The sequence below is a fragment of the Actinoallomurus sp. NBC_01490 genome, from assembly GCF_036227085.1.
Lineage (GTDB): Bacteria > Actinomycetota > Actinomycetes > Streptosporangiales > Streptosporangiaceae > Actinoallomurus > Actinoallomurus oryzae.
In genome coordinates this window covers 9,940,417-9,965,294 of record NZ_CP109433.1, presented here as the reverse complement: position 1 = coordinate 9,965,294, position 24,878 = coordinate 9,940,417, and the positions used below count along the sequence as shown (strand labels likewise).

Annotated in this window: 21 protein-coding genes; 9 read left to right on the top strand and 12 right to left on the bottom strand. The window is 72.3% G+C overall.

Annotation, left to right across the window (positions count from 1 at the left end; genetic code table 11):
- Positions 1-157: 157 nt before the first annotated feature.
- Positions 158-973, bottom strand: coding sequence for an ABC transporter ATP-binding protein (locus OG417_RS45710; protein ID WP_329243337.1), 816 nt, complete (start codon positions 971-973; stop codon positions 158-160).
- Positions 966-1,943: an ABC transporter permease gene (locus OG417_RS45705; RefSeq protein ID WP_329243334.1), complete on the bottom strand. Its 978-nt coding sequence runs from the start codon at positions 1,941-1,943 to the stop codon at positions 966-968. Before OG417_RS45705 ends, OG417_RS45710 begins: the two co-directional genes overlap by 8 nt.
- Before the next feature lie 190 nt (positions 1,944-2,133).
- On the opposite strand from OG417_RS45705, the gene OG417_RS45700 reads away from it, so the two are divergent.
- The 3 genes from OG417_RS45700 (at position 2,134) to OG417_RS45690 (ending at position 5,210) form a co-directional block, all read left to right on the top strand.
- Positions 2,134-3,675 (top strand): bifunctional phosphatase PAP2/diacylglycerol kinase family protein, encoded by a 1,542-nt coding sequence (locus OG417_RS45700; RefSeq protein WP_329243331.1) that lies wholly within the window; start codon positions 2,134-2,136, stop codon positions 3,673-3,675.
- A gap of 208 nt (positions 3,676-3,883) precedes the next feature.
- A complete protein-coding gene (locus OG417_RS45695) occupies positions 3,884-4,252 on the top strand; it encodes a DUF2795 domain-containing protein (protein ID WP_329243328.1) in 369 nt (122 codons plus the stop codon).
- 409 nt (positions 4,253-4,661) lie between these two features.
- The gene (locus OG417_RS45690) at positions 4,662-5,210 is read left to right on the top strand and encodes a YceI family protein (RefSeq protein ID WP_329243325.1); all 549 of its coding nucleotides are present in this window, start codon (positions 4,662-4,664) and stop codon (positions 5,208-5,210) included.
- Positions 5,211-5,260: 50 nt separating this feature from the next.
- On the opposite strand, the gene OG417_RS45685 is transcribed toward OG417_RS45690, so the two are convergent.
- On the bottom strand, positions 5,261-6,868 hold the full coding sequence (locus OG417_RS45685) for an ABC-F family ATP-binding cassette domain-containing protein (RefSeq protein ID WP_329243321.1): 1,608 nt from the start codon (positions 6,866-6,868) through the stop codon (positions 5,261-5,263).
- A gap of 237 nt (positions 6,869-7,105) precedes the next feature.
- Between OG417_RS45685 and OG417_RS45680 the strand changes: the two genes are divergently transcribed.
- Complete coding sequence (locus OG417_RS45680; RefSeq protein ID WP_329243319.1) at positions 7,106-7,564, top strand: DUF4232 domain-containing protein; 459 nt, start codon at positions 7,106-7,108, stop codon at positions 7,562-7,564.
- Positions 7,565-7,619: 55 nt separating this feature from the next.
- On the opposite strand, the gene OG417_RS45675 is transcribed toward OG417_RS45680, so the two are convergent.
- Together OG417_RS45675 and lepB are read right to left on the bottom strand one after the other, a co-directional pair.
- Complete coding sequence (locus tag OG417_RS45675; protein ID WP_329243316.1) at positions 7,620-8,756, bottom strand: hypothetical protein; 1,137 nt, start codon at positions 8,754-8,756, stop codon at positions 7,620-7,622.
- On the bottom strand, positions 8,753-9,484 hold the full coding sequence (gene lepB / locus OG417_RS45670; protein WP_329243313.1) for a signal peptidase I: 732 nt from the start codon (positions 9,482-9,484) through the stop codon (positions 8,753-8,755). The genes OG417_RS45675 and lepB overlap by 4 nt, the downstream gene beginning before the upstream one ends.
- 100 nt (positions 9,485-9,584) lie before the next feature.
- On the opposite strand from lepB, the gene proS reads away from it, so the two are divergent.
- Complete coding sequence (gene proS, locus OG417_RS45665; RefSeq protein WP_329243311.1) at positions 9,585-11,021, top strand: proline--tRNA ligase; 1,437 nt, start codon at positions 9,585-9,587, stop codon at positions 11,019-11,021.
- 103 nt (positions 11,022-11,124) lie between these two features.
- On the opposite strand, the gene OG417_RS45660 is transcribed toward proS, so the two are convergent.
- The 5 genes from OG417_RS45660 to OG417_RS45640 form a co-directional block, all read right to left on the bottom strand.
- Positions 11,125-12,357 (bottom strand): glycosyltransferase, encoded by a 1,233-nt coding sequence (locus tag OG417_RS45660; RefSeq protein WP_329243308.1) that lies wholly within the window; start codon positions 12,355-12,357, stop codon positions 11,125-11,127.
- A 408-nt stretch (positions 12,358-12,765) separates the two neighbouring features.
- On the bottom strand, positions 12,766-14,673 hold the full coding sequence (locus OG417_RS45655; RefSeq protein ID WP_329243306.1) for a SpoIIE family protein phosphatase: 1,908 nt from the start codon (positions 14,671-14,673) through the stop codon (positions 12,766-12,768).
- Positions 14,674-14,731: 58 nt separating this feature from the next.
- Positions 14,732-15,460 (bottom strand): ANTAR domain-containing response regulator, encoded by a 729-nt coding sequence (locus tag OG417_RS45650; RefSeq protein WP_329243303.1) that lies wholly within the window; start codon positions 15,458-15,460, stop codon positions 14,732-14,734.
- A 105-nt stretch (positions 15,461-15,565) separates the two neighbouring features.
- Positions 15,566-15,994, bottom strand: a complete 429-nt coding sequence (locus OG417_RS45645; RefSeq protein WP_329243300.1) for a CBS domain-containing protein — start codon at positions 15,992-15,994, stop codon at positions 15,566-15,568.
- A gap of 102 nt (positions 15,995-16,096) precedes the next feature.
- A complete protein-coding gene (locus OG417_RS45640) occupies positions 16,097-16,999 on the bottom strand; it encodes an SSI family serine proteinase inhibitor (protein ID WP_329243298.1) in 903 nt (300 codons plus the stop codon).
- A gap of 712 nt (positions 17,000-17,711) precedes the next feature.
- Here OG417_RS45640 and OG417_RS45635 point away from each other — a divergent pair.
- From OG417_RS45635 to OG417_RS45625, 3 genes are read left to right on the top strand one after another with little or no spacing between them, the layout of a single operon-like run.
- A complete protein-coding gene (locus OG417_RS45635) occupies positions 17,712-19,097 on the top strand; it encodes a nucleotide-binding protein (RefSeq protein WP_329243295.1) in 1,386 nt (461 codons plus the stop codon).
- 24 nt (positions 19,098-19,121) lie between these two features.
- Complete coding sequence (locus OG417_RS45630) at positions 19,122-19,490, top strand: hypothetical protein (RefSeq protein WP_329243294.1); 369 nt, start codon at positions 19,122-19,124, stop codon at positions 19,488-19,490.
- Positions 19,487-20,446 (top strand): DUF6177 family protein, encoded by a 960-nt coding sequence (locus OG417_RS45625; RefSeq protein ID WP_329243290.1) that lies wholly within the window; start codon positions 19,487-19,489, stop codon positions 20,444-20,446. The genes OG417_RS45630 and OG417_RS45625 overlap by 4 nt, the downstream gene beginning before the upstream one ends.
- Before the next feature lie 13 nt (positions 20,447-20,459).
- Here the strand turns inward: OG417_RS45625 and OG417_RS45620 are convergent, their stop codons facing one another.
- Positions 20,460-21,047, bottom strand: coding sequence for a sigma-70 family RNA polymerase sigma factor (locus OG417_RS45620; RefSeq protein WP_329243287.1), 588 nt, complete (start codon positions 21,045-21,047; stop codon positions 20,460-20,462).
- A 461-nt stretch (positions 21,048-21,508) separates the two neighbouring features.
- Complete coding sequence (locus OG417_RS45615; protein ID WP_329243284.1) at positions 21,509-22,156, bottom strand: helix-turn-helix domain-containing protein; 648 nt, start codon at positions 22,154-22,156, stop codon at positions 21,509-21,511.
- 265 nt (positions 22,157-22,421) lie between these two features.
- On the opposite strand from OG417_RS45615, the gene OG417_RS45610 reads away from it, so the two are divergent.
- On the top strand, positions 22,422-24,833 hold the full coding sequence (locus tag OG417_RS45610; RefSeq protein WP_329243282.1) for an ATP-binding SpoIIE family protein phosphatase: 2,412 nt from the start codon (positions 22,422-22,424) through the stop codon (positions 24,831-24,833).
- Positions 24,834-24,878 lie beyond the last annotated feature (45 nt).

Sequence of the window (24,878 nt, the reverse complement as noted above, 5' to 3'; positions counted from 1 at the left end):
TCGGCGGCAGGCCGTCATAAAGGGGCAGTTCCGGCACCGCCCGGAGCGGCCCGGAAACTCGTTCGTCAAACCTGCTCTTCCGGTGAGCGGCGGCTCACAAAGCGTGAAGCCCGAGCCCTCCAGGGCTCGGGCTTCAGAAGAGCTTCGAAAGAGAGGATTACTTGCCGGTGGCCTCGGTGTAGGCGTCGACGACGGTGTCGGGGTCGCCGTCCATCACCATCCTGCCCTCGTCGATCCACAGCACCCGGTTGCACATCTCCCGGATCGAGTCGAGCTGGTGGGCGACCAGGAAGACGGCGCCCGCCTCTTCGCGCAGCTCGTCGATCTTCTTCGCGCTCTTGCGGCGGAACTTCGCGTCGCCGGTGGCCAGCGCCTCGTCGATGAGCAGCACGTCGTGTGACTTGGACGCGGCGATGGCGAACCGCAGCCGCGAGCCCATGCCGGAGGAGTAGGCCCGCATCGGCAGCTGGATGAAGCCCTCCTTGAGCCCGGCGAACTTCACGATCTCGTCGTACTTCTTCTTGACCTCTTCGGGCGTCATGCCCATGGCCAGGCAGCCGAGGATGATGTTGCGCTCGCCCGTGAGGTCGTTCATCAGCGCGGCGTTCACGCCGAGCAGCGACGGCTGGCCGGAGGTGTACACGCCGCCGCTCTCCGGCGGCAGCAGGCCGGCGATGGCCTTGAGCAGCGTCGACTTGCCCGAGCCGTTGGTGCCGATGACGCCGATCGCGTCACCCTTGTAGGCGACGAAGGACAGGCCGCGGATCGCGTGGACCACCTTCATCGTCGGCCTGTGCTCGCGGCGCAGCACGCGGATGAAGGCGCTCGCGGCGTTGCCCTTGCCGCCGGCGCCGTACACCCGGTACTTGATGTGCAGGTCGTCGACGACGACGATCGGCTCGCGGGTCTGGTCGATGGTCACCCGCGGCGCCGGCTGCTCGGCCACCTTGAGCTTCTCCTTGACGTCAGCCACGGCCGTACCTCTCCTCGGCGCGGAAGAAGAACCAGAACCCTATGACGAACACCACGACCGACCAACCCAGGCCGTACCACCACAGGTGATTCGTCTGCTCGTGCAGCGTCTCGTGCACGTAGCCCCGGTAGCTGTCGAGGATGGAAAGGCGCGACAGCTCGACGTAGATGTATCCGGGGTTGGCCTCGAGGACCTTCCCGATCCACGGGTGGGCGTGGATCTTGGACGAGTTCATCAGCCCGGACAGGCTGTAGATGATGCCGGAGAAGTAGAGCCAGGTCCGCATGATGAACGGCAGCAGCTGCTGGATGTCGCGGTTGAACGCGCCGATGCGGGCGAGCACGAGGCTCATTCCGACGTTGAACAGCACCTGCATCATCAGGACCGGGACCAGCAACAGCCAGTCGAGCGTGAGCGGCTCGCCGAAGCCGAGCACGATGACGAACAGCACGACCATCGAGACGAGCAGCTGCTGGAGCTCGATGATGGTGTACGCCAGCGGCAGGCTGGCCCGCGGGAAGTGCAGGGCACGGATCAGCGACAGGTTGTCGCCGACCGACTTGGCGCCCGTCTGCACCGACCGCTGGGTGAAGGTGAAGATGAAGACACCGCAGACCAGGAACGGAATGAACGTGTTGTGCGGCAGGCCGCGGCTGACACCGAGCAGCAGGCCGAAGATCAGGTAGTACACCGCCGCGTTGAGCAGCGGTGTGAGGACCTGCCACACCTGACCGAGGCGCGACTCGGTGTACATCGCGATGTTCTTGGCCGACGCGAACGCCCAGATGAAGTGGCGACGCTGCCAGAGCTGACTGATGTACGAGCCCATCGGGGGGCGGGCGGCGCTCTGCTTGAGCCCCTGCTTGGTGGCGAACTCGGCCAGCGAACGATGCCCGTTGAGCTGTGGGGGCTCGGCTATCGCGTGCGCCGGTCCGCCACCCGAGGCTCCGAGCCGTTCCGGGTGACTCATGCGGATGAGCCTATTGCAGACAGAGCCCCGGCATCGACGTTCAGTGAGATGCATGGCGAGAATGTGATCTTCGGCGTGATCGGGCTGTAACCGGGATACCGAGCCCGGGTGTGCCGACGGCCGCCGCCGACGCCACTGACCTTGGATAACCCCCGACATATCTTGACCGCGACGGGGGATAGAGGCTCGCATGCCCCTGTTGCAACGAGCGGTCCGGCTCGACCAGCGCGCGTTCGACGCGGTGGCCGCGGCACGGCTCCGCGGTTTCGAGTACGTCCTCCCTCGCCTGTCCAGAGCCGCCGACCACTCCCTGCTGTGGCTGGGGGTCGCCGGCGGACTGGCCCTGACACGGCAGCCGCGGCTGCGCCGGGCGGCGCTGCGCGGCGTGTTCGCGCTCAGCCTGACCAGCCCGATCGCCAACCTCGTGGGCAAGCAGATGTTCCGCCGCCGCCGTCCGCTGATCGAGCTGGCCGGCCTGCCGACGAGCATCGGGCGCGGCACCGCGCTCCCCGCGGCGCGGGTGCGGTGGCGGCTGCCGTCCTCCCCGTCCTTCCCCTCCGGGCACTCGGCGGCGGCCGCGGCCTTCACCGGCGCGCTGGCGCTGGAGGCGCCCGCGTCCGTCGTGCTTCCCGTGGCCGCGGCCGCCGCCGGGGTGGCCTTCTCCCGTGTCTACACCGGCGCGCACTACCCGGGCGACGTCATGGCCGGCCTGGCGCTCGGCGCGGTGGCCGCCGCGACGACCCGGCTGGTCTGGCCCACCCGTCCCGCGCCGGCCGGAGCCGTGTGGTCGATGCCGGCCGAAGCCGTCCAGGGCATCTCACCCGACGGCGCCGGCGTCGTCGTGGTGATCAACAAAGACGCGGGCGGCGGCGACGTCACGAGCCTGCTCCGCGCCGAGCTGCCGCAGGCGGAGATCGTCGAGGCCGGCGAGGACCTGGGCAAGGCGCTCGGCGACGCCGCGGACCGGGCGACCGTGCTCGGGGTCTGCGGCGGCGACGGCACGATCAACGCCGGCGCCGAGGTCGCCCTCGACCGCGGCCTGCCGCTGCTGGTGATCCCCGGCGGCACGCTGAACCACTTCGCCCGCGCGATCGGCCTGGAGACCGCCAAGGACGCCGTCGAGGCCTACCGGTCGGGCGCCGTCATCCGGGTCGACGTCGCCCGCGCGGGACGGCGCGTGTTCCTCAACACGGCGAGCTTCGGCGCGTACACCGAGCTGGTCGACCTGCGGCGGCGCATGGAGAGCCGCCTGGGCAAGTGGCCGGCGCTCGCGGTGGCCGCGATCCGCGTCCTGCGGCACACCGAGCCGACGGAGGTGTACGTCGAGGGGCGGCGGCTGCGCGTGTGGTTCGCCTTCATCGGCAACTGCCGGTACGGCTCCTACGGCGTCGCCCCGACCTGGCGCGAGCACCTGGCCGACGGCCTGCTCGACGTACGCCTGATCGGCGCCAAGCGCCATATCGGCAAGGCGCGCGCCGTCGCCGCGCTGCTCGTCGGGCACCTGCACCTGATGCCCGACTACAAGACCTGGCGCACCGCCTCCCTGAGCGTGGGCGGGGCCGAGGGCTCGCTGCGCCTCGCCTGCGACGGCGAGCCGGGCACGGCCGACGGTCCGGTGGAGATCACCAAGAGCCGTGCCGCGCTGGCCGTCTTCGGGCCCGCCGAGGTCGCCGCGCCCAGCCGCCGGCCTCTGCCCGAGCCCCCGGCCGGGGCGGACCGGCCGAGCGCTTGATCGGGTGGGCGCGATCGCCGGCCGGCGGGGGGTGAGGGTTCGCTCCTGTCCGGCTCGGGTACGGCGGCTCACAGGGGGTCGCGCGGCGACCGCCCGGTGTCAGGTGGAGCATTTCGGCGCTCCGTTTCGCTGTCGTGCCCCGAAGGAGGTCGGTCCGGAACGCCAGCGCGTGGGGGCGCCTGAGAGGGCTACGCGAAAGGTGAGGTCTATGCACCGCGAGAGCGACAAGCAGGGTCCGGTCCGGGACGACTACCTGCACAAGGAGACCGAGAGCCTGAGCAGGAACGGCGCCGGCCGCGCCCGGGAGGGCCGGCCGGGAGGCGGTGACGCCTCGCCCGAGCGCCACCGGACGCCACCGCGCGGCATGTCACCCGCCGACGTCGCGCGTCGCGCCGCGCTGACCCGGAACCTGCCACCGACCGTGTTCCCCGCCGACCGGGCACGGCTGCTGACCCACCTGCGGTCCCACCGCGCCCCCGACTCGGTCGTCGACGCCGTCTCCGGGCTGCCGGAGGGCCAGGAGTTCCACACGCTGGCCGAGATCGTCCGCGCCATCGGGCTGCTCGCCGAGCACTGAGGGCCGCAGGCCCGTACCGACGCGAGGCGCGGGCCCTCTCGGCCGGCCTTGGTCCGCCCGCGCCTCCCCGTGAGCCCACTGCTCGAAGGTCGTCGTCTCGATGCCCGGTGCGTGGGCCGTCTCCGGGCGGGCCGGTGCCGGGTTGGTGTCCATCCGCCGCTGCGACTTCGCCGGCTCTGGCGGGATTGCCCAGGCAACGGCCTGCTCCGGGTCGCTCGGCAGCTCGATCGGCGTCGACCGTACGGAATTGAGCCGCGTTGTCGCCCCCGAAGAGGCGACAGCCGAACCCGGGCTGACTCCCTCCTCCGCCTTGCGACGCGACGCCTGGACGCCGCTCGCTACGGACGGGGACTTCGAGACAGGCCCAGGCCTTCAGCGCGGTCGGCTCCCAGGTCGTAATGTGGTGCTCATGGCGCTGACCAGCGGCACTTACGCACTGGGTCCCGCATCGGGGACGCTCCGGCTGCGCACGGGCCGGAGCGGGCTCGGCCGCCGGGCGGGGCACGACCTGACGATCGAGGCCGCACGCTGGTCCGGGGAGGCGGTCATCGACCTCGACGATCCGTCCGCCTCCGTGGTGACCGCCGAGATCGATCCCGCCTCGTTCGAGGTCGTCGAGGGCGGCGGCGGTGTCGTGCCGCTCACCGCGGCCGACCGGATCGAGATCGTCAAGACCGTCCGCGAGAAGATCCTGAAGACGCGTGCCCACCCGGTGATCCGGTTCCGGTCCACCGGCGTGGCGGGCACGCCCGCGGCGTTCACCGTCGAGGGCGAGCTGACGATCATGGACGTCACCCGGCCCGTCACCGTGCACGGCCGGATCTCCGGCGAGCGGCTGACCGCCGAGGCGTCCGTCGTCCAGTCGCGCTGGGGGATCAAGCCCTACTCCGCGCTGTTCGGCCAGCTCAGGGTGGCGGACGAGGTCAAGATCGAGTTGGATCTGGCCCCGGTCGGCTGACACCCGGGCCGCCGGCCGGCGAGGAACGGTCCGCGAGCGCGGGCGGTCGGTCAGCGCGGGCGGTCGACGCGGGTCTCGTCCCACACCGGCTCGGCCGTCTCGTACACGGTGCCGTCGCCGCCGAACACCAGAAACCGGTCGAACGACCGCGCGAACCACCGGTCGTGCGTGACCGCCACCACCGTGCCCTCGTAGGCCTCCAGCCCCTGCTGCAGGGCCTCGGCGCTGGCCAGGTCGAGGTTGTCGGTCGGCTCGTCGAGCAGCAGCAGTGTGCAGCCGCTCATCTCCAGCAGCAGGATCTGCAACCGCGCCTGCTGCCCGCCCGACAGCGTCTCGAACGGCTGGTCGCCGCAGAAGTTCAGCTCGTAGCGGGACAGCGCGGACATCGCCTCGTTGCGCAGCCGGGCGTGCTCGGTCATCAGGATCTCCGCCGGCGTGCGGCCCCGCAGATCCGGCCGGGCATGGGTCTGGGCGAACAGCCCCGGAACGACGCGCGCCCCCAGCCGGCCCACGCCCGTGTGCGCCACGTCGTCACCGGCCAGCAGCCGCAGGTAGTGGCTCTTTCCCGAGCCGTTCGAGCCGAGTACCGCGACGCGCTCGCCGTACCAGATCTCGGCGTCGAAGGGCCGCATCAGGCCGGTCAGCTCCAGTCCCTCGCAGATCACGGCGCGTTTGCCGGTACGGCCACCGCGCAGGCGCATCTTGAGGTTCTGGTCGCGCGGCGGGATCTCCGGGGGCCCCGCCTCCTCGAACCGGCGCAGCCGCGTCTGCGCCGCGTGGTACCGGGAGGCCATGTCGGCGTTGCCGGCGGCCTTCTGCTTGTACATCTGGACCAGGGCCTTGAGCTTGGCGTGCTCCTCGTCCCAGCGCCGCCGCAGCTCCTCGAGTCGTTCGTTGCGCGCGCGCCGCGCCTCGGCGTACGTGGCGAAGCCGGAGCCGTGTGTCCAGACGGTCGCGGACTCGACCGTGACGATCTGCCGCGCGGCGCGCGCGAGCAGCTCGCGGTCGTGCGAGACGAGCAGCACCGTCTTGCGCGTCTCCCGCAGCCGCTCCTCCAGCCACAGCTTGCCCGGGACGTCGAGATAGTTGTCCGGCTCGTCGAGCAGCAGCACCTCGTCCGTGCCGCGGAACAGCGCCTCCAGCACGAGGCGCTTCTGCTCGCCGCCCGACAGGGTCTTCACGTCGCGGTAGCGGGTGCGGTCGTAGGGCGCGCCGAGGGCGGCGACGCAGCAGGCGTCCCAGAGCACCTCGGCGTCGTACCCGCCGGCGTCGCCCCAGTCGGTGAGGGCCTTGGCGTAGCGCAGCTGGGTGGCCTCGTCGTCGCGCTCCATCATGGCCAGCTCGGCCCGCTCCAGCGACGCCGCCGCGTCGCGTACACGCGGCGGCGCGGTGGACACGAGCAGGTCGTGCACGGTCGACTCGTCGCGGATGTTGCCGATGAACTGCCGCATCACACCGAGGCCGCCGCTGCGCACGACCGAGCCGCTCTGCGCCTCCAGGTCGCCGGCCACGAGGCGGAGCAGGGTCGTCTTGCCGGCGCCGTTGGGCCCGACCAGCGCCGCGACCGACCCGTCGCCGACCCGGAACGAGACGTCGGAGAGCAGGACCCGCCCGTCGGGCAGGGCGTGGTCGAGATGCGCGACTTCGATGTGGCCCACACCGGCCAAGTCTGGGCCATCGCCAGGAGGCGCCCAAGCGATTTTTCGCGCCGGCCGGCCGAAGGACGTTCGCATTCTCCAGATGTCGGGAGAAGTCAACTTTCTCCGGCCCCTCGACGTCCTATTCCTTAGCCGGCTGATTCCAGCCGGGCGTCGACATCGGGGGCGCTCGGCATTCCTCCCCGCGCGAAGGAATGAGGCACAGCAGTGACAGGCGCGAAATCGACTCTCGCTCTCATGGCCGCCGGGGTCGCGGCCGCATGCGTGGCCGGCGCGGCCACCACCACCCAGGCCGCCGCCGACGTGGCACCCCCTTGCAAGATCACCGACTTCACCACGTCGCTGGGCCCCGTGCAGGCGGGCGCCGGCCAGCGTTACTCCACGCTCGACTTCACCGCCTACGGCGGGAGGACGTGCGTGCTCAGCGACGATCTGACCAACTTCCAGTTCCTGGGCGCGCAGGGCAGGCCCCTGCCGACGGACGCCGACGCCCCGGGTTCGAGTACGAGCATCACGATCGCTCCAGGCGTGGTGGGCCATCTCGACCTGCACTGGACGGTCGTGGGCGGGACGCCCTTCGTGCCCGTGTCACTGATCTTCACCATGCCGGCGGACGACGGCACCAACGCCGCGCCCTGGACCGGCGGTCCGGTGAACGGCACGGGTCGGATCGACGTCGGGCCCCTGCACGCCTGACGGCCCCTGTACGCCGTGGCGGGCCACGCCCGCCACGGCCGGTGCGGCGGCGCGGTCAGGACCCGGCGCGTCCGGCCCGCGGGTCGAGGAGGGCGCAGGCGCCGACGGCGCAGACGAAGAACGCCCCGGCCACCTCCAGCAGCCGGAGTTCGGTGTGTCCGGTGGGAGCCAGGAGCGCGACGGCGGCGCCGCAGATCCCGGCGGCCACGGCGGCGCCCATCCGCACGGCCCAGCCCAGCGGCGACACGCCGCCCCGCGCGAGCGCCTCCCGGACGCCGTACCAGGCGGCCGCCCCGACGATCACCAGGCCGGCCGCCGCCGAGACGTAGCCGGACCCGGCGATCAGGCCGTACCGCACCGGCAGCGCGGGCACGAAGAACAGCACCAGGAACCACCCGAACGACCGCGCCACCGAGTCGACGCACGGGCCGGCGGCGCGCCCGGGCCCGAGACGGGCCGCCGCACGCGCCGCGGCGAGCACTGCCAGCGCGGCCAGGGCCACCGGCAGCCGCCTCCCGACATCGCCGAGGTCGTACAGCAGCGCCGTGTCGTACACCACCAGGACGAGCAGGCCGAACGCCATCGCGCTGACGGCGAACACCAGCAGCCCCGCCACGCCGGGCTCCGGCCGCTCCGCTCCGGGGGACAGACGCGTGATCAGCAGCGGCACGACGAGCGCCGCCGCGATGCGGATCACGATGTCGTCCACAGTGTACGGGTTGCGCAGCGACCACTCGATCAGGCAGAACGTCGCGGTGTACGCGGCGGACACCGGCCAGGCGAGCCGCAGCGCCGCCCGGTACACCGGCGCCGAGAACCACCGGCAGACCGTCAGATAGGCGAGCAGGACGAACGGCAGCTCTAAGAACGCCTGGACGCGCAGCACGCTCGGCGCGAGCACGCCGGGGTGGGGGAAGTGCCGTGCCACCGCGTCGATCACCGGGCCGCGGGCCAGGGCGAACCAGCCGGATGGCAGGTACCGGGCGACGAACGACGGATCGCCGTGCCGGACCCGGATGACGTAGACGGTGAACAGCACCTGGTTCAGGTAGATCAGCGCGGTCACGCCCCCGAGCCAGGCCGCGGGATGCCCGAGCCGCCCGCCGCCGCCCGTCCGGCCCGGACGGGACAGGCACAGGGCCGCCGCGACCGCCGCGACCGTGATGGCGGCCAGCGCCCACGCCGTCGTCACGACCGGGTCGACAGGAGGCTGTTCCAGCGGGAGGGCGGCCAGATGATCACGAAGGCCCGGCCGATCACGTTGCCCACCGGGACCGTGCCGCTGTGGCCGTCGTCGAGGTGGAAGCGGGAGTCCGCCGAGTCCGAGCGGTGGTCGCCCATGACCCAGAGCCGCCCGGGCGGGACCTTGATCGGCCCGAACCGCCGGTGGTCGTCCTGGTAGACGTACGGCTCGTCCAGCGGCTTCCCGTCGACGATCACCCGGCCCTGCGCGTCGCAGCACTGTACGGTCTGCCCGCCCACGGCGATCACCCGCTTGACGAGGTCTTTCTCGTTCGGCTGTGGCACGCCGAACGCCGCGCCGACCCAGTTGATCGCGCGGCGGACCGGGTTCGTCGGCTTGGCGACGCGTGTCTCCGGCTCCCAGGCGGGCGGAGCGCGGAAGACCACGATGTCGCCGGGCTGCGGGTCGCCCACGCGATAGCTGATCTTTTCCACGAGGATCCGGTCGCCGGTGCAGCCGGGACAGCCGTGCAGGGTGCGCTCCATCGACTCGGAGGGGATGAAGAACGCCTGCACCAGGAACGTCTTGATCAGCAGCGCCAGCACGAGTGCGACGCCGATGAGGATGGGCAGTTCGCGAAGGAAGGACCGGTTGCGTTTCCGGGGTTCCTTCTCCGCTGAGGACTCGGCATCGTTCTCCGCCGAGGACTCGGCCTCGGGCGTGGGCTCGTCTGGCACGCTCTGTACGCTAGACCGCCCGGCCGTGTGAAGGGCATAAGGGGGCTCACCCGAGGCGCGTCGTCCACATGCGGTGCCCGGGCCCGGTACGCTCGGCAGCGTGAGTCGGGAAGGTGTCACTCCTCAGTCTGAAGACTTCTCCGCCTGGTACAACGAACTCGTCATCCAGGCCGAGCTCGTCGACCGCGGCCCCGTGCGCGGCACCATGGTCATCCGGCCGTACGGCTACCGGATGTGGGAGCTGCTGCAGGCCGACCTCGACGGGCGCATCAAAGAGGCCGGGCACGGCAATGCCTGCTTCCCGATGTTCATTCCGGAGTCCTACTTCAAACGCGAGGCCGAGCACGTCGAGGGCTTCTCGCCCGAGCTGGCCGTCGTGACCGTCGCCGGCGGCAAGGAGCTGGAGGAGCCGCTGGTCGTGCGGCCCACCTCCGAGACCGTCATCGGCGAGTACATGGCCAAGTGGATCGAGTCGCACCGCGACCTGCCGCTGCTGCTCAACCAGTGGGCCAACGTCGTGCGGTGGGAGCTGCGCCCGCGCATGTTCCTGCGCACCACCGAGTTCCTCTGGCAGGAGGGCCACACCGCGCACGCCGACGAAGAGGACGCGATGCGCGAGACCATGTGGGCCCTCGGCGCGTACGCCGGCCTGGCGCGTGAGCTGGCCGCGATCCCGGTGGTCGAGGGTGAGAAGACCCCGAGCGAGCGGTTCGCCGGCGCGGTCCGCACCTACACGATCGAGGGCATGATGCGCGACGGCCGGGCCCTGCAGTCCGGCACGTCCCACTACCTCGGCACCAACTTCGCCAAGGTCTTCGACATCACCTACCAGGACGAGGACGGCAAGCTCGTCCACGCCCACACCACGTCCTGGGGCCTGTCGACCCGCATGCTCGGCGGCGTGATCATGACGCACGGCGACGACAAGGGCCTCGTGCTGCCGCCGAGGATCGCGCCGTACCAGGTGGTGATCGTGCCGATCGGACGCGACGACGCCGCCGAGCGCACCGCCGCGGCCGCCCGCGACCTGGCCGGTGAGCTCAAGCGGGCCGGGGTCCGGGTGCACGTCGACGACCGGCCGCAGCTGCGTCCGGGCTACAAGTTCAACGAGTGGGAGCTGCGCGGCGTCCCGGTGCGGCTCGAGATCGGCCCACGCGACCTCGACGGCGGGGTGGTGACACTGGCCCGCCGCCTCGGCGACCAGGGCAAGGAGCAGATCCCGCTCGACCGCGCCGCCGAGCTGATGCCCGGCATCCTGGACGACTTCCAGGCCTTCCTCTACACCCGCGCGGAGCGGTTCCGCGACGAGCACACCGCCGACGTGGAGAGCTGGGACGCCTTCCCGGAGCAGGTCTCCCAGGGTTGGGCGCGCGTGTTCCACTGCGGCCGCACCGACTGCGAGGACGCCATCAAGGCCGACACGGCGGCGACGCCACGCGTCATCCCGACCGACGCGCCCGAGGAGCACGGCGTCTGCTTCCGCTGCGGCGAGCCGTCCGCGTACGGCAAGCGGATCCTGTACGGCCGCTCCTACTGAGAGACCGCCCGGCCCGCCGCCCTGTCAGGGCGCCGGGCTGAGAGCCCGCATACGCACCGGCCCTCCCGCGGGCGAGCGGGAGGGCCGGTGCGCGTACGGGGCGTCAGCTGGCGATGGCCAGCTCCAGGTTCTCCTCCTCGTGCGTGTCCTGCTCGGGCTCGGAGGCCGGGATCGTGGACTCATAGACCTTGAGGGTCTCGTTCGCGATCCGCTCCCAGGAGTAGCGGGCCCGGACCCGGTCGGCGCCGCCGATCCCCAGGGCGGTCAGGTGAGTGCGCTCGGCGAGCAGGCCGCGGATCCGCTTGGCCAGCTCGGCCGGGCGGCCCGGCCGGGCGTAGACGCCGGTCACGTCGTCGATCACCGTGTCGAGGTGGCCGCCGACGGCCGTGACGACCACGGGCGTACCGCAGGCCATCGACTCGACCGGCACCCGGCCGAAGGACTGGTACGTGGGCAGGCTGACCGTCAGGTCCGCCGATCGCAGCAGGCCGGGAACGTCGGCGGGGTCGACCCGCCCGAGGAAGGTGACCCGGTCGTCGACGCCGGCCTCCTTCGCCGTGATCCGCAGCCGGTGGACGCCGGGGTCGCCGTCGAGTTCGCCGGGTGCCGGCCCGCCGGCCACGACCAGCTCGGCGCCGGGGATGCGGGCCAGCGCCTTGATGACGGTGGTCACGCCGTCCTCGGCGAACCGCCGCGACAGCATGACGATGCGGGGCTTCTCGCCGCGGGGGAGAAGGGCGCGTCCCTGCGGCGTGAACCGCTCGCTGTCGACCCCGGAGGGCACGCAGGCAATGTGCTTGCGGGTGACGCCGAGCCGGGTGAGCTCGGTGCACTCGGTCTCGGTGGTCGCGATCAGCGCGTCGGCGCCGCGGCCGATGGCCCGCTCCACACGCAGCCGGGCCGGGGAGACCTCGCCGGCGGCCCGTCCGCGGAGGGACGCCGGGCCGTGGAAGCTCTGGACGATCGGAATGTCGAGGCCCTCGGCGGCGGACATCGCGACGAGGCCGCTCAGCCAGTGGTGCGCGTGAATGACGTCGGGCCGGTTCGCGACCAGGCGCTTGGCGAGCTTGTCGGCGAATTCGCGGATATGGGGGAGGACCTCCTGCTCGGGCATCGGCAGGGCGTTGCCGGCGGAGATGAACTCCACGTTCACCCGCGGCGCGAGGCGGACCTGGTCACCGGAACCGAGGCCGTCGCGGCGCGTGTAGATGGTGACCCGATGTCCCTGGCGGCCCAGCTCGCGGGCCAACTCGGCGACGTGGACGCGAACGCCTTCGTGGGACGAGGCTTCCGTGGCGACGGGGTTGGTGTGAACGGAGACCATGACTATGTTCATCGGGCTGACTCCTGAATATCCCTGAAGTGGGGGTTCGTCTGCGCGGCCGCCCGAGACGGGCCCCGCCCGGCCGGCTGGGGCAGGGCGTCGCGACGGCCGAGGGAGAGATATGAGCGCCGCGTCACGGGGCAGAAGGAGAACGTGAGCGTGCGCCCCGCCGCCGGACGTACGTCCGCGTCGGCGGTGGAGGAGGAGAAGGCGTGCGTCAGCCTCGCGCCGGCGGAAAGGCCGGGAACGAAAAGGCTGGAAGTACGCATGCACACCCTCCGGAAGTCGAGGGCGGATATGCCGCCCTCCCGTGGTGTGCCTGCGTCTTAGGCACGGTTACCTGATTCTCCCTTTACCTGCCGGGCACCGGTCTAAACCCGAACACGCGGATCTTGTCGAAAAAAGATCAACGGGCGGCGGTCAGCCGGTCACCCGGAACGCGAGCATCGACACGTCATCGCGCAGGTCACCGCCGGAGAAGTCGAGCAGGGCGGTCTCGACGGCCAGTACGAGGTCGGCGAGCGGTTGGTCGCCGTGAGCGGCGAGGATCTCTATGAGGCGCTCGGGCCCGAACCGGGTCTGTGACGGGTCGGCGACCTCGGGCACGCCGTCGGAGTAGAGGAACAGCGTGTCGCCGGGCTCCAGGTCGAGCTGCTCGACGCCGACCCCGAAGTCGTCCTCGAACAGGCCCAGCGGAAGGCCGCCGCCACTCGTCGTACGGATGACGCCGTCACGGCGGACCAGGATCGCCGGCGGGTGCCCGGCACTGGCCACCGTCATCGCCATGCCCTCGTCGCGCGGCTCGAGGTAGGCCATCACGGCGGTGACGAAGCGCTCGTCGTCGATGAGCGCGTCGTTCATCATCGACAGGACCTCGGCCGGCTTGGGGTTCCAGCGGGCGAGCAGCCGGATGCCGTTCTTGGCGGTGGCCGTCACCGCCGCGGCGTCCTCGCCCTTGCCGCACACGTCGCCGAGAACCATGCCCCAGCCCGAGCCGGTGGGGAACACCTCGTAGAAGTCGCCGCCGAAACCGGTGTCGCGGGTCGCCGGATGGTGGCGGCCCGCCACCTCCGCCCCAGGGACGGCCGGCAGCTCGCGGGGCAGCAGGCCGGCGCGCAGCCGTTCGGCGGCCACCGCCCGGCGGCGGTAGCGCCGCCCCGCCCGGATGACCAGGGCGAGGTTGCGGGCGAGCCGCTCGACCAGGCCGAGGTCCATCAGGTCGAACGGACCCTGTTCGCCGGAGACGGCGAGCGTCAGGGTGCCGTGGCACCGCTCGCCGTCGTCCAGCGGCACGCAGATCAGCGAGGACGCCTCGATCAGCCCGCACACCGGAGGCCCGGCCGGGCTCGTGCCGAGGACGCCCAGATCGTCGAGGTGGGCCTGGAGTACGGACCGGCCCGAAACGTGGACGGTGGCCGGCAGCGTGTCCGGGGCCGGGTCGAGGTCCTCCAGCGTCCGGGCGACTTCGGTGCTGCGCTCGTCGTCCGGGCCGATCACCACCTGCCGCAGGAGCCGCTCGTCGCGTTCGAGGTCGATGAGGACCCAGTCGGCCAGCTCGGCGGCCAGCAGCCGCGCACAGCGGCGCACGGCGACGGACTCGGTGAAGGAGTCGTCGTCCAGGAGCATGCCGGTGGCCGTGGCCAGGACGTCCATGCGGTGGACGACCGTGGCCACGGCATCGTGGGTCGCGGTGGCCTGCTGCGGCAGATCCTGGGCGGCCGGCTCGCGCGTCGAGGGGCTGGTGGCCGCGACCACCAGCGGGTCCGGCTCGCCGCTCACCCAGATCCGGGCGAACGTCACATCGACCTCGACCGGGCCGTGACCCGACAGGAGCCGCACCCGTGAGCGCCGCCGCCGGCCCGAGTGGAACACCCCGGCGATGTGCGAGCCGACCGTCGCCCGCGTCGCCAGGTCGCAGAACGTCGGGAACGGCTTGCCGGTGAGGTAACCGGCCGAGGAACCGAGCAGCGCTCCGGCCTGGCGGTTGACGCGGCGCACGGTGCCGTCGCGTTCGAGCAGGAAGAGGGGCACCGGCGCGTCCTGGAAGACGGTGCGCAGCAGCCGCCGCTCGCCGTCGGCCACCTCGTTCTTCGCCTGGATGGAGCTCTGGTCGGCCACCGCCGTCCGCAACGCCGTCATCGCGCGTTCGAGATCGGTCAGGGCGGCGTCCAGCAGCGCGCCCCGGTCGGCGTCCGGCAGCAACGCCGCGCTGCGCAACTCCCCGGCCCGGCCCTCCAGGGCGGCGATCTCGGAGCGGAGTGCCTCAGGGCGAAGAGACTCGGGCTGTCGCTGTTCGGGAATGCTTCCCTCCGGTGGATAGGGGTTCACTCTAGCTCCGCCGTCGAAAGCGGGCGAATGTCCGGCTAACGGTGTTTCCGGGTCCCGGCTAACGGCGTTCCCGGGCCTCGGTGCGATGGCCCGAGACGATGCGCTGGGCGATCGCGGTGAGCTTGACGTGCCGGGTCTGGGAGATGCGCTTGAGTTCGGCGAACGCGGTGTCCGCGTCGCAGCCCATCGCGTGCATCAGTACGCCCTTGGCCTGGTCGACGATCGAGCGTGCTTCGACCGCCTGGCGCAGCTGGGTCGCGGTGCGGTGCGCGTCCTCGTACAGGCGGGTGTTGGACACCGCGGCTCCGCCCTGGGCGGCCAGCAGGGCGCCCAGGCTGAGCTCGCGCCGGTCGAGCGCCCCGGGCACCACGCCGTACATCGTGAGGGTGACGATCACGGGGCCGGTGCGGTAGACGGTGACGGCGAAGCACCGGACGCCGCGCTGCAGCGCGAGCGGCGTGTAGTCCGGCCAGCGGGTCTCGGCGAGTGTGTCGGCGCAGAAGACCGGCGTCTCGCTGCCGGCCGCGTCGTGGATGGGACCGGCCCGGCGCGCGCACTGGATCTCGGTGAGGTACGCCAGGTGGGGGTGGGTGCCGGCCTGGTCGAGCGGCTCGGACGCGTCACCCGTGCTCCAGCGTACGGCGGTGGCACCGGCACATCCGTGGACGGCGCGGGTGGCGAGCTCGGTGACGCGCCGCAGCGCCACGGTCGCGGACGCCTCGTGTACGAGCCCGAGGCGGGCCACCTGGGTCGCCAGCTCGCTACTGATCTGCGGTTCGAACGTCACGGGTTCACGGTAACCCGCTGTGCGGGGCCGGGAGCCGTCCCCACCCGCGCCGGAGTACGGACGGCGGTGATGGTGTGCCCAGCGGGACCTCTGGGCCGATCGCCGTCAGCGGGCGATCTCGTTTCGGTCGGAGGCCTCGTCTCGGCCGGGGGTCAGGTCCCCGACCGAGACGACGCCCACCGGCCGGCCGTCCTCGACGACGGGCAGCCGCCGGACGGCGCGATCGCGCATGATGCGCAGCGCGACCTCGGTGGCCTCGTCCGGGCCGACCGTCACGACGCCCGCGCTGCAGACGTCGGCGAGGCGTGTGCCGGACAGGTCTCGTCCCTCGGCCACCGCGCGCACGACGATGTCGCGATCGGTCAGCAGGCCGCAGAGCAGGCCGTCATGGGTGACGAGGACATCGCCGACGTCCTCGTCGCGCATCAGGCGTGCCGCCTCGGTAAGCGGAGCGTCCAGAGGAAGGGAGACGGGTCTCGGCGTCATGACCTCATGCACCCGGCAGTGCACCGGCCGGTGAACCTTCGACGCCATGACCGGCTCCCTTCGTCCGTCAAGCGCCCGCTTACCCAGGCGTGCGGCTCTTATTCGAACCTTTCATCGAGCCCGGCTCAGAGGCCGCCCGGAGCCTCTCTTCTAGAAGTCGAAGACCGAACCCGTCTTGTCGCGCATCACGCAGCTGTTCGGGAATTTCTTGGTGTAGCGAACGGCCTGGCCATGCCACTGGCCCTGCGCGGTGACCGTCACCGGCGAGTAGATCATGAAGCACGCCTGCGGCTTGGTGTTGGTGGGCATCTGCGCCAGGTCGCCGCCGGCTCGGGCGACGTCGGCGCAGGCCTGGGCGGCCTTCGGGTGCGTACCGCCGGTCGGGTAGCACTGCAGCGTGACGGTGCGCGCGGGCGCGTTGCCGGCGCTGGTGTGCAGCACCAGGCGCGAGCCCTGCGTCGCCGGGTTGCTGCTGAAGAACGCGACCGGCATCTGCTGCGGAACGCGCGCCCGGCCGGGCCTGCGGCCCGACGTCTTGTTGGTGCTCCGGTCGGAGACCGGGCCCTGCGGACGGGTCGCGCCGCGGCTCGTGCCGCGGGGCTGTGCCGGAGCGGCCGGAGCGGCACCGGGCGCGCCGGTGGCGCCTTCGGGCGCCGAGCCCTGCTGCGGTGAGCCCTGCTGCGGTGAGCCCTGCTGCGGTGAGTTCGGCGCGGTGTTGGGCCGGCCGTTGCCCTGGTTGTTGCTCTGTCCGTTGCCCTGGTTGTTGCCCTGGCCGGCGGCCTGGCCGGCGGAGTGCTGCAGCTCGTCGGCCTCCTTGATCGCGTCGGCGGCCTCCGGCGGAAGCGCGGGGTCGTCGGCGTCGGCGAAGGAGGTGTCGGCGCCCGTGCCCGGCCGTGAGTCCGGCCTGCTGTGGCTGGAACGCGACGGCCGGCCGTGCGAGCCGGTGGCGCCGTGGGCGCGGCCGTGCTCCGGCGCGGCGTTCCGCGGACCGGTGTCGCCCTGCGAGCGGGACGGGCCGCCGCCGTCGTCCGCGTCGACCTTGACGTCGTTCACCGGCCGGTCGCGCGTCTCTCCTTCGGAGACGGGCCGGCCGTGTGAAGTGCGCCCGTGACCGTGAGTGCGGACCTTGGAATGGCCACTCGCCGTGGGCGGAGGCGCCGGCTTGGAATAGGCGTGGACCGCGCTTACCGGAAGCATGGCTGGAATGGCCGCGGCTATGGAAGTAGCCAATATTCGTCGCATGTCGGTTTTTCCCCCCGAAAAAGACCGCCTGTTTCGGCGGCTCCTCAGTCGCATACTGTAGCGCATCGATCTCGCACGGTAATCATGATGGGGTGCCGTTTGTGGAGGCCAGAGGGGACTTACGCCGATAGGATCGGGAGCAATCCGTGTTGTCAGCCTGCTGCGCGCCGAGGGGAAGACGTTGTCCGAGCCTGACTGGCAGGCCACCGTGCTTGCCGAGCTCGGTATGCCACTGTCCGGCCTGGTAACTCCCGATTCCGGCACGTCGTCCGCGCCCACGGACGGCCACGCGGTGCCGCCCCCGGAAAGCCCGCGCGAACCATCCGTTCAGCCTCCGCCACCGGCGCGGCCCGCGCCGGACCGGGAAAGCGGTCCGAACGACGACCGGCCGGCCCCCACACCCTCCGCGACGCGCTGGGACGAGCCGAGACCACAGCCGGAGCCCCCGCCCGCGCAGCCCCCGCCGAACCGGGAGAGCGCGGCCCCCCGTGCGAGTGACGACCGGCCGCCCGCCGGTCCTGCCATGACGCTGTGGGACGAACCTCGACCGCAGGTGGAGTCCGCGCCGGATCCGGCCGCGGCCGAGCCGCCATCCGCGCAGGTGCCCGCCACGCCCCCGAGCGCGTTCCCGGGCGGCGAGCAGAACACCGCCCGGCCGCCCGCGCCCGGGCCCGGCGATGACGCGTCCGCCGCGCAGCGGGTCACCTGGAGTCCGCCCACGTGGGAGCAGCCGCCCGCGCCGCCGGAGAATCCGCGCGACGAGGCGGCGGCGAGCGGCTGGCCCGACCAGGCACGCGAACAGCAGGAGGACGCCGGCCCCAACCCGGCGTCGGCGTGGGAGCTGGCGTCCCAGACCCACTGGGGCCTGGTCGCCAAGACGCCGTGGGGCACCGAGCCGCCGCCGGAGGACGAGGCGCAGCAGCCGCCCCAGGCGTGGGAACACTCCGGTGCCGAGGCCTGGCGGCGCGACCCCGGACCGCCGGCGGGCTCGGCACCGCCACAGCCCACCCCCGGTCGGCCGGCGCCGCAGGACCTCGTACGCCGGTCGGTCCACGGCGACCCGCTGATGCGGCGCATGTCCCGCGGGGTGCGCCGGGCGATGGGGACCGCCGCCGCCGGTGAGATCCGCAGGACCGCGGATGTGGAGAGGGTCCTGAGCCGTCCGGTGCCCTCCTGCCGGCACATCGTGGTGACGAGCATCCGCGGCGGCGCGGGCAAGACCACCATCGCGGGCCTCACCGGCACGGCGCTCGCGCAGTACCGCCAGGATCGCGTGCTCGCCGTCGACGCCGACTCCGGCCTCGGCTCACTGCCGTTGCGCCTCGGCGTGCGTACCGAGCGGTCACTGCACGACCTGGCCGGAGCCCGGCCGCGGAGCTTCGAGGAGATGGCGTCCTTCCTCGGGCGTACGGCCGAGGGGCTCTGGGTGCTGTCGGGAACCGCGGACGGGCAGATCACCCAGGCGCTCGACCTGCCCACCTTCAACACCATCGCGAGCGAGATGACCCGCTACTTCGCGGCCCTGGTGATCGACTGCGGCGCCGGCCTGCTGGCGGAACTGCAGCGCGGCATCCTCGCCGACGCGCACGCGCAGGTGATGGTGACGCCCGGCACGGTCGACGGGGCGCTCAGCGCACGCGGCGCTCTCGAGTGGCAGGCCCGCAACGGCTACCAGCACCTGCTGAGCCGTACCGTGATCGCCTTCGTCACGCACACGCCGCACGTCGACGCCGACCTGACGCGGGCCGCGCAGCTCCTCAGCGGCGGCGGCATGCCGGTCGTGCACATGCCCTACGACCGTCACCTCGCGACCGGAACGGCGGTAGAGTCCGCCCGGATCGGACAGGAGACGAGAGCCGCGGCGATACGCGTCGCGGTCGAGGCCTTCGCCCGGGCCGTCGATGCCTGACCTCGACCAGAACAGAGGAGGTTCGTGGCTTTGACCAGCGATGTCGTCGCGTTGGTGCGTAACGAGCCCGACATCCCCACGGTCGTGGAGGGCATGATCGCCTTCGGCGAGGCGCTGCGGATGAGAGAGGCCGGTCCCGGTGCCCGCCATCTCTACGACTCCGAGGGACGGCTCCTGGTCTCGATCGAGGCGCCGGAGCTGGTGCGCGTACCCGGTGAGGTGGCACGCCTGCTCGGCCCGCAGATGGCGGACAGGGTGCGGCTGCCGGTCTGGTGGGTGGAGATACGGGCCGCGGCCGGGCTGCCGGAGGCCCGGCGCGTCGCGCGCAGGTTCGCCGACGATCTCGTGCACTGGCAGGGCGGCGCGGTCTGGCCCCCGGTGGAGGCCCGGTGAGCCACCCCGCCGTCGACGCCCTGACCCCTAAGGCGATGGTGGTGTTGCAGGAGCGGCCGGTCGTGCCGTTCACCACCTGGCTCGCCGAGGGGCTGCGGCTGTGCAGCGAGACCGGCCGTGGCCTGCAGGTCGTCACATCGCCCGAGTCGCGGATCACGATGCCGCTGCGGCTCGTGCTGACCGGGCCGAACAGCCGCTGGGTCGTCCGCGCCGACGGTGGCCACTACGACGGGCTCACGGGCGTGCCGCTGCTGTGGGACGGCGAGGCGTTCGTGGTCGACCCGCGGGCGCGGGCGTACGCGCCGAACTACACGACGCCTCCCGCCGGGCCGGTCGGCGCCCAGCTGACGCTGACCTTCCGCGTACGGCACCCGGAGGGCGGCGCGATCGGCGGGGCGGCGGAGCAGCTGTGCCGGTCGCTCACGGGGGAGGCGCCCGGCGGATGGGGCACCTCCGAGCCCGCGACGGCCGTGTGGCGGCTCGAGGACCTGGGCGAGATGTTCGGCTCACGTGTCTCGTCCGCGATCTGGCTGACCGTGGTGGGCGGGGGAGCCGGCCGGCCCGTGGTCGGCACGATGTTGCTCTCCCAGGTGGGCGACGCGGCCGAGGAGGCGGTCACGCTGGTCATCGGCTACGCCGACCCGCGCGAGACGCCGGTCGGGTCGCTGTCGAGGGTCGTCGGTGCGCTGGCGGCGGAGTTTTCGCTGGTCTCGTGCTTCGTCCAGCTCAGCCCGGGGTTGACCGATCTCACCACCGGGCCGCGCTGGGTGGGGCCGGCGGCGCCGATCGGCCTGGCCGTGAGCGGCGCCGCGCCGGGGCCGCCCGGCGTGCCCGGGCAGCGGATCGGCGACACGCGGTCGCCGGCGATGTGGTATGCCCTCGGCGACGGAAGGCAACAGGAGGGCTGGCAGCGTTACGAGCAGCTCACCGGCTATCTCCGCGTCCAGTCCTCCTGAGAGACCACGGGGGTCACGCGGCGCGTACGACGCTCACGCGGGGGGCGTACGCCTGCAGCTGCTCGCGGAGCTGGCGGCGGCCCCGGTGCAGCCGCGACATCACCGTGCCGATGGGCGTGCCCATCATCGTGGCGATCTCCTTGTACGGGTAGCCCTCGATGTCGGCCAGGTAGACGGCCGTACGGAACTCGGGGGCGAGCGCGCGCAGCGCCTTGACCACGTCGGAGTCGGGCAGCCGGTCGAGCGCCTCGTGCTCGGCCGAGCGCAGGCCGGTCGAGGTGTGCGACTCGGCGCGGGCGAGCTGCCAGTCCTCGATCTCCTCGGTGCCGGCGCGCTGGGGTTCGCGCTGCTTCTTGCGGTAGGTGTTGATGAAGTTGTTGGTGAGGATGCGGTGCATCCAGGCCTTGAGGTTCGTGCCCTCTTCGAACTGGTGGAAGTTCACGTAGGCCTTGGCGAGGGTCTCCTGCACGAGGTCCTCGGCGTCAGTGGGGTTGCGCGTCATACGCACCGCGCTGGCGTACAGCGGGTCGATGAGCGGCCTGACGTCGCGCTCGTAGCGCTCGTCGTCCTGGCGGCCCGCTGCGGGTGCCGCTGTGGTCATACTCGCTCCGTAAGGGTGCTGAGCTGGGCGAGCCTTCGCCCTGCGGTTGTCAGGGACCGGAGCCGAGCCGGGTCGGGGGCACGGACGGAGGTACGGACTCCGGGCACAGAGCGGGGCCCTGTGCGGCTGTCGGCTTCATCGCCCAAGGGAAACGGACATGGTCACCGACCAGAGGCCCGAGGGAGCGGGCCGCGCTGGAGGGCGCCGGGGCGGTCTTACGCCCGATTCGCGGCGTTTGGCCGCGAGAAACGATTCTAACGCGGATACGCCACCCGTGAAAAGTGGTTTTGGTCACGGTCTGTGCTGGTCCGGAAGTTGCGACCTTCCGGCGCTTCCACCACAAATCGTACGTGACCTGGAACAACATGGAAAGACCGGGCGTGGAGATGGGACACCTGTGGCGCCCGGCCGACCACTCCGGGTAGGCGGCGCGGGCCGGTATCGCGTGCTGATCGCCGCGATCACCGCGGACGGGCGCGGCGGGCGTGGTGGCCCGCCATGACGGTGTGCGCGACGTCGCGGGCGTACTCCGCCGGGTCGGCGGGCAGCCCCGCGACCTCGGTGATGGTCTCGGGCGGCGTCAGCAGCCGTACGAAGGCGTACTGCCGGCACGCGCCGATCAGCAGGGCGGCGAGGCAGGGCGGCCGGGCCCAGGCGGCCAGCCGCCCCACGTCGCGTTCGGCCTCCAGGTAGGCGATCACCGCGGCGTGGCCGAGAACCGGAGCCGGGGCGGGCTCGCCGTGCGACGTCTGCGGGCCGCCGGCGCGCAACCACGCGCGCAGGTCGTGGTCGCCCAGCACCGGCCCGGTGATCGGCAACAGGTCGGTGAAGAAGAGGATCTGGGCCTCGGCGAACTCCGCGAGGTTGTCCTCCACCGAGTTCTGGCCGACCCGCTGCGACAGGCGTGTGAGAGCGTCGCGGATGCCGCCGGCCATCTCGGTCATGGACGCCGCGACGAGCTCGGCCTTGTCGGCGAAGTGGTTGTAGATGCTGCCCTCGGCCACCCCGGCGACGCGAGCGATCTCCTTGGTCGTGGTGTGCGCGACCCCGCGTTCGCGCATGACGGAGACGGCCGCCGCCAGGATCCGGTCGCGCATCGAGCCGGGCATGCTTCCTCCACCTCGGGATTCGCCGCGAACGCTACCAGGACGGCGCCTGAATGAGCGGACACTCAGGGGGGAGGGCGCGTGCGGTGCGGAACGGGCCTCGCGGTGCGAGAAATGCCTGGCGGGGCCAGCGTGGCCCGGTGGCCTGGCCGGTCTCATGACGTTGGCGCGAAAACCGAGGCGAATATGCCGCGCGGTCTGTAGCGTGCCACTCACAACGGGTGCAGGGGGCTGTGTGAAGCACCCGTTCGGGGAGGTGTCCTTGCCGGTGAAACGTCGCCATGGCCTCGCTCGTCCCGCGGGCGCGGGCTCACCCCGCCTGCTGCACGAGCATCTCCTCGGGCTCGCCCCCATGGCCGTGGTCATCCTCAACGACCTCGGCCTTGTGACCCACTGGAACCACGCCGCGGTCGAGATCTTCGGGTTAGCCCAGGACGAGGCCGCCGGCCGCCCGCTGCGTACGCTCCTGCGGATGCCGCAGGAGCACGGTGACGCGTTCGAGCCCGGCGGCTCCCGCATCCGGCACGCCTGGACCGGCGCCTTCCTGGTGCCGGCCATGGACGACGGCACGCTCCGCGAGGTGGCGTGGTGGGTCTATCCGCTCAGCGGCCCCGACCGGGCCCGCGTCCTCGCGATCGCGGCCGACGCCAACCGGCTGCGCGACGGCGGGCCCGGCCTCGCGCTGGGCGACGTTCTCGTCAAGGCGCCCTCTCCGACCCCGCTGACCAGCGAGAGCGGCGTACGCCTCCTCCGCGTCGAGCCGACTCTCCTGCCTCCGGGCGGCGCCGACCCGTCGATGCTCGGCCGGCGGCTGACCGAGATGCTGCCGGCCATGCCGCCCGGCGCCGCCGAGTCGATCGTCCGCCAGGTCCTCACCCGCGGCTATCCCGCGGTCAACGTCAGTGTCACCGCGCGGCTGCCGTTCGCGGCCTACTTCGGCACCCCGCCCTCGCCCGAGCAGCGCATCACCAAGGTCGGCGAGTCACGGCGCCCGGCGGTGCCCGCGCGGGCGCTCGACCGGTCGACGGCCCAGGACCGGCTCGACTTCCTCAATGACGCGGGTTCCCGGATCGTCGACACGCTCGACCCGGTGCAGACCGCGGCGGCGCTGTGCACCGCGCTGGTGCCGCGCTTCGCCGACTTCGCCGACGTCCAGCTCCTCGAGTCGATCGTCTCCGACCAGGAGCTGCCCCCGCTGACCCCCGACGAGTCGCCCACGGCCGTACGCGTGGCGGTGAGCCACGACGACGCGTACGGGCGCTGGGACGACCTGGTGCCGCGCGGGGAGAAGCTCCGGCTGCCGGCCGCCACGCCGTTCACCCAGAGCCTGCTGACCGGGCACAGCGTCAGCGTGCCGAAGGTCAGCGAGCGGTTCGCGCGCCGGATGTCGGCCCGTTTCGCCGACCGCGACTTCCGGCCGCTGCTGCAGGGACGGGCGCTCCTCGTCTCCCCGCTCATCGCCCGCGGCACCGCGCTGGGCAACCTCACGCTGCTGCGGCGGCCCGACCGGCCCGCGTTCGACCAGTTCGACGTGACGATGGTCGAGGAGCTCTGCCGCCGCGCGGCGGTCTGCGTGGACAACGGGCGGCTCTACCGGCGCGAGAGCCGGGCGGCGAGAGAGCTGCAGAAGACCATGCTGCCCGACACCCCGCCCGTCGTCGCCGGGGCGCAGATCTGCTACCGCTACGTCCCGGCGAACGAGACCGTGCGCGTCGGTGGCGACTGGTTCGACGCGATCCCGCTTCCGGGCGGCCGGCTGGCGCTCGTGGTGGGCGACGTCATGGGCCACGGCATGACCTCGGCGGCGATCATGGGCCAGTTCCGCACCGCCGTGCGCACCCTCGCCGCGCAGGACCTGCCGCCGGGCCGGCTGCTGCGCCAGCTCGACGACCTCGCCTGCCGGCTCGGCGACGAGTACATCGCGACCTGCATCTACGTCGTCTACGACCCGGTGGCGCGGCGCTGCGAGGTGGCCAACGCCGGGCACCTGCCCCCGGTGCTGGTCTCGCCGTTCGGCGACAGCGAGCTGCTCGACGTGCCCTCCGGCGCGCCGATCGGCGTCGGCGGCGTCGCGTTCGAGACCGCGGAGTTCGAGGTGGAGGACGACAGCCAGTTCGTGCTCTGCACCGACGGCCTGGTCGAACGCCGGGGCCAGGCCATCGACGTCGGGCTCGCCGCGCTGCGCGAATACCTCAGCGGCCCGCCGCAGCCCCTGGAGAGCGTGTGCCAGACGCTGATCGACGGCTTCGGCGCGGGCCGCCCGCGCGACGACGACATCGCGCTGCTCGCGGTGCGGTTCAAGGGCATACCCAAGGACGACGTGATCTCCTGGACGTTCGACGCGCTCCCGGTCCGCGTGCGCCACTCGCGCGAGCTGGTCCGGGAGGCCCTGGCGACCTGGCGGCTGTCCCACCTGGCCGACACGGTCGAGCTCCTGGTGAGCGAGCTGGTCACCAACGCCGTACGCCACGGGGCGGGCGACATCGGGCTCCGCCTGATCCGTACGGACTCCCTGCTGTGCGAGGTCCGCGACGACGGGTACGAGCTCCCGACACTGCGGCGCGCCGACGTGACCGCGGAGAACGGCCGCGGCCTGCAACTGGTCACCGCCCTCGCCGAACGCTGGGGCACCCAGCGCACCTCGACCGGCAAGGTCGTCTGGTTCGAGCAGCCGCTGTGACGTTCTGAGGGCGCATGGCGGTGCGCGTCCACCGGACACGCACCG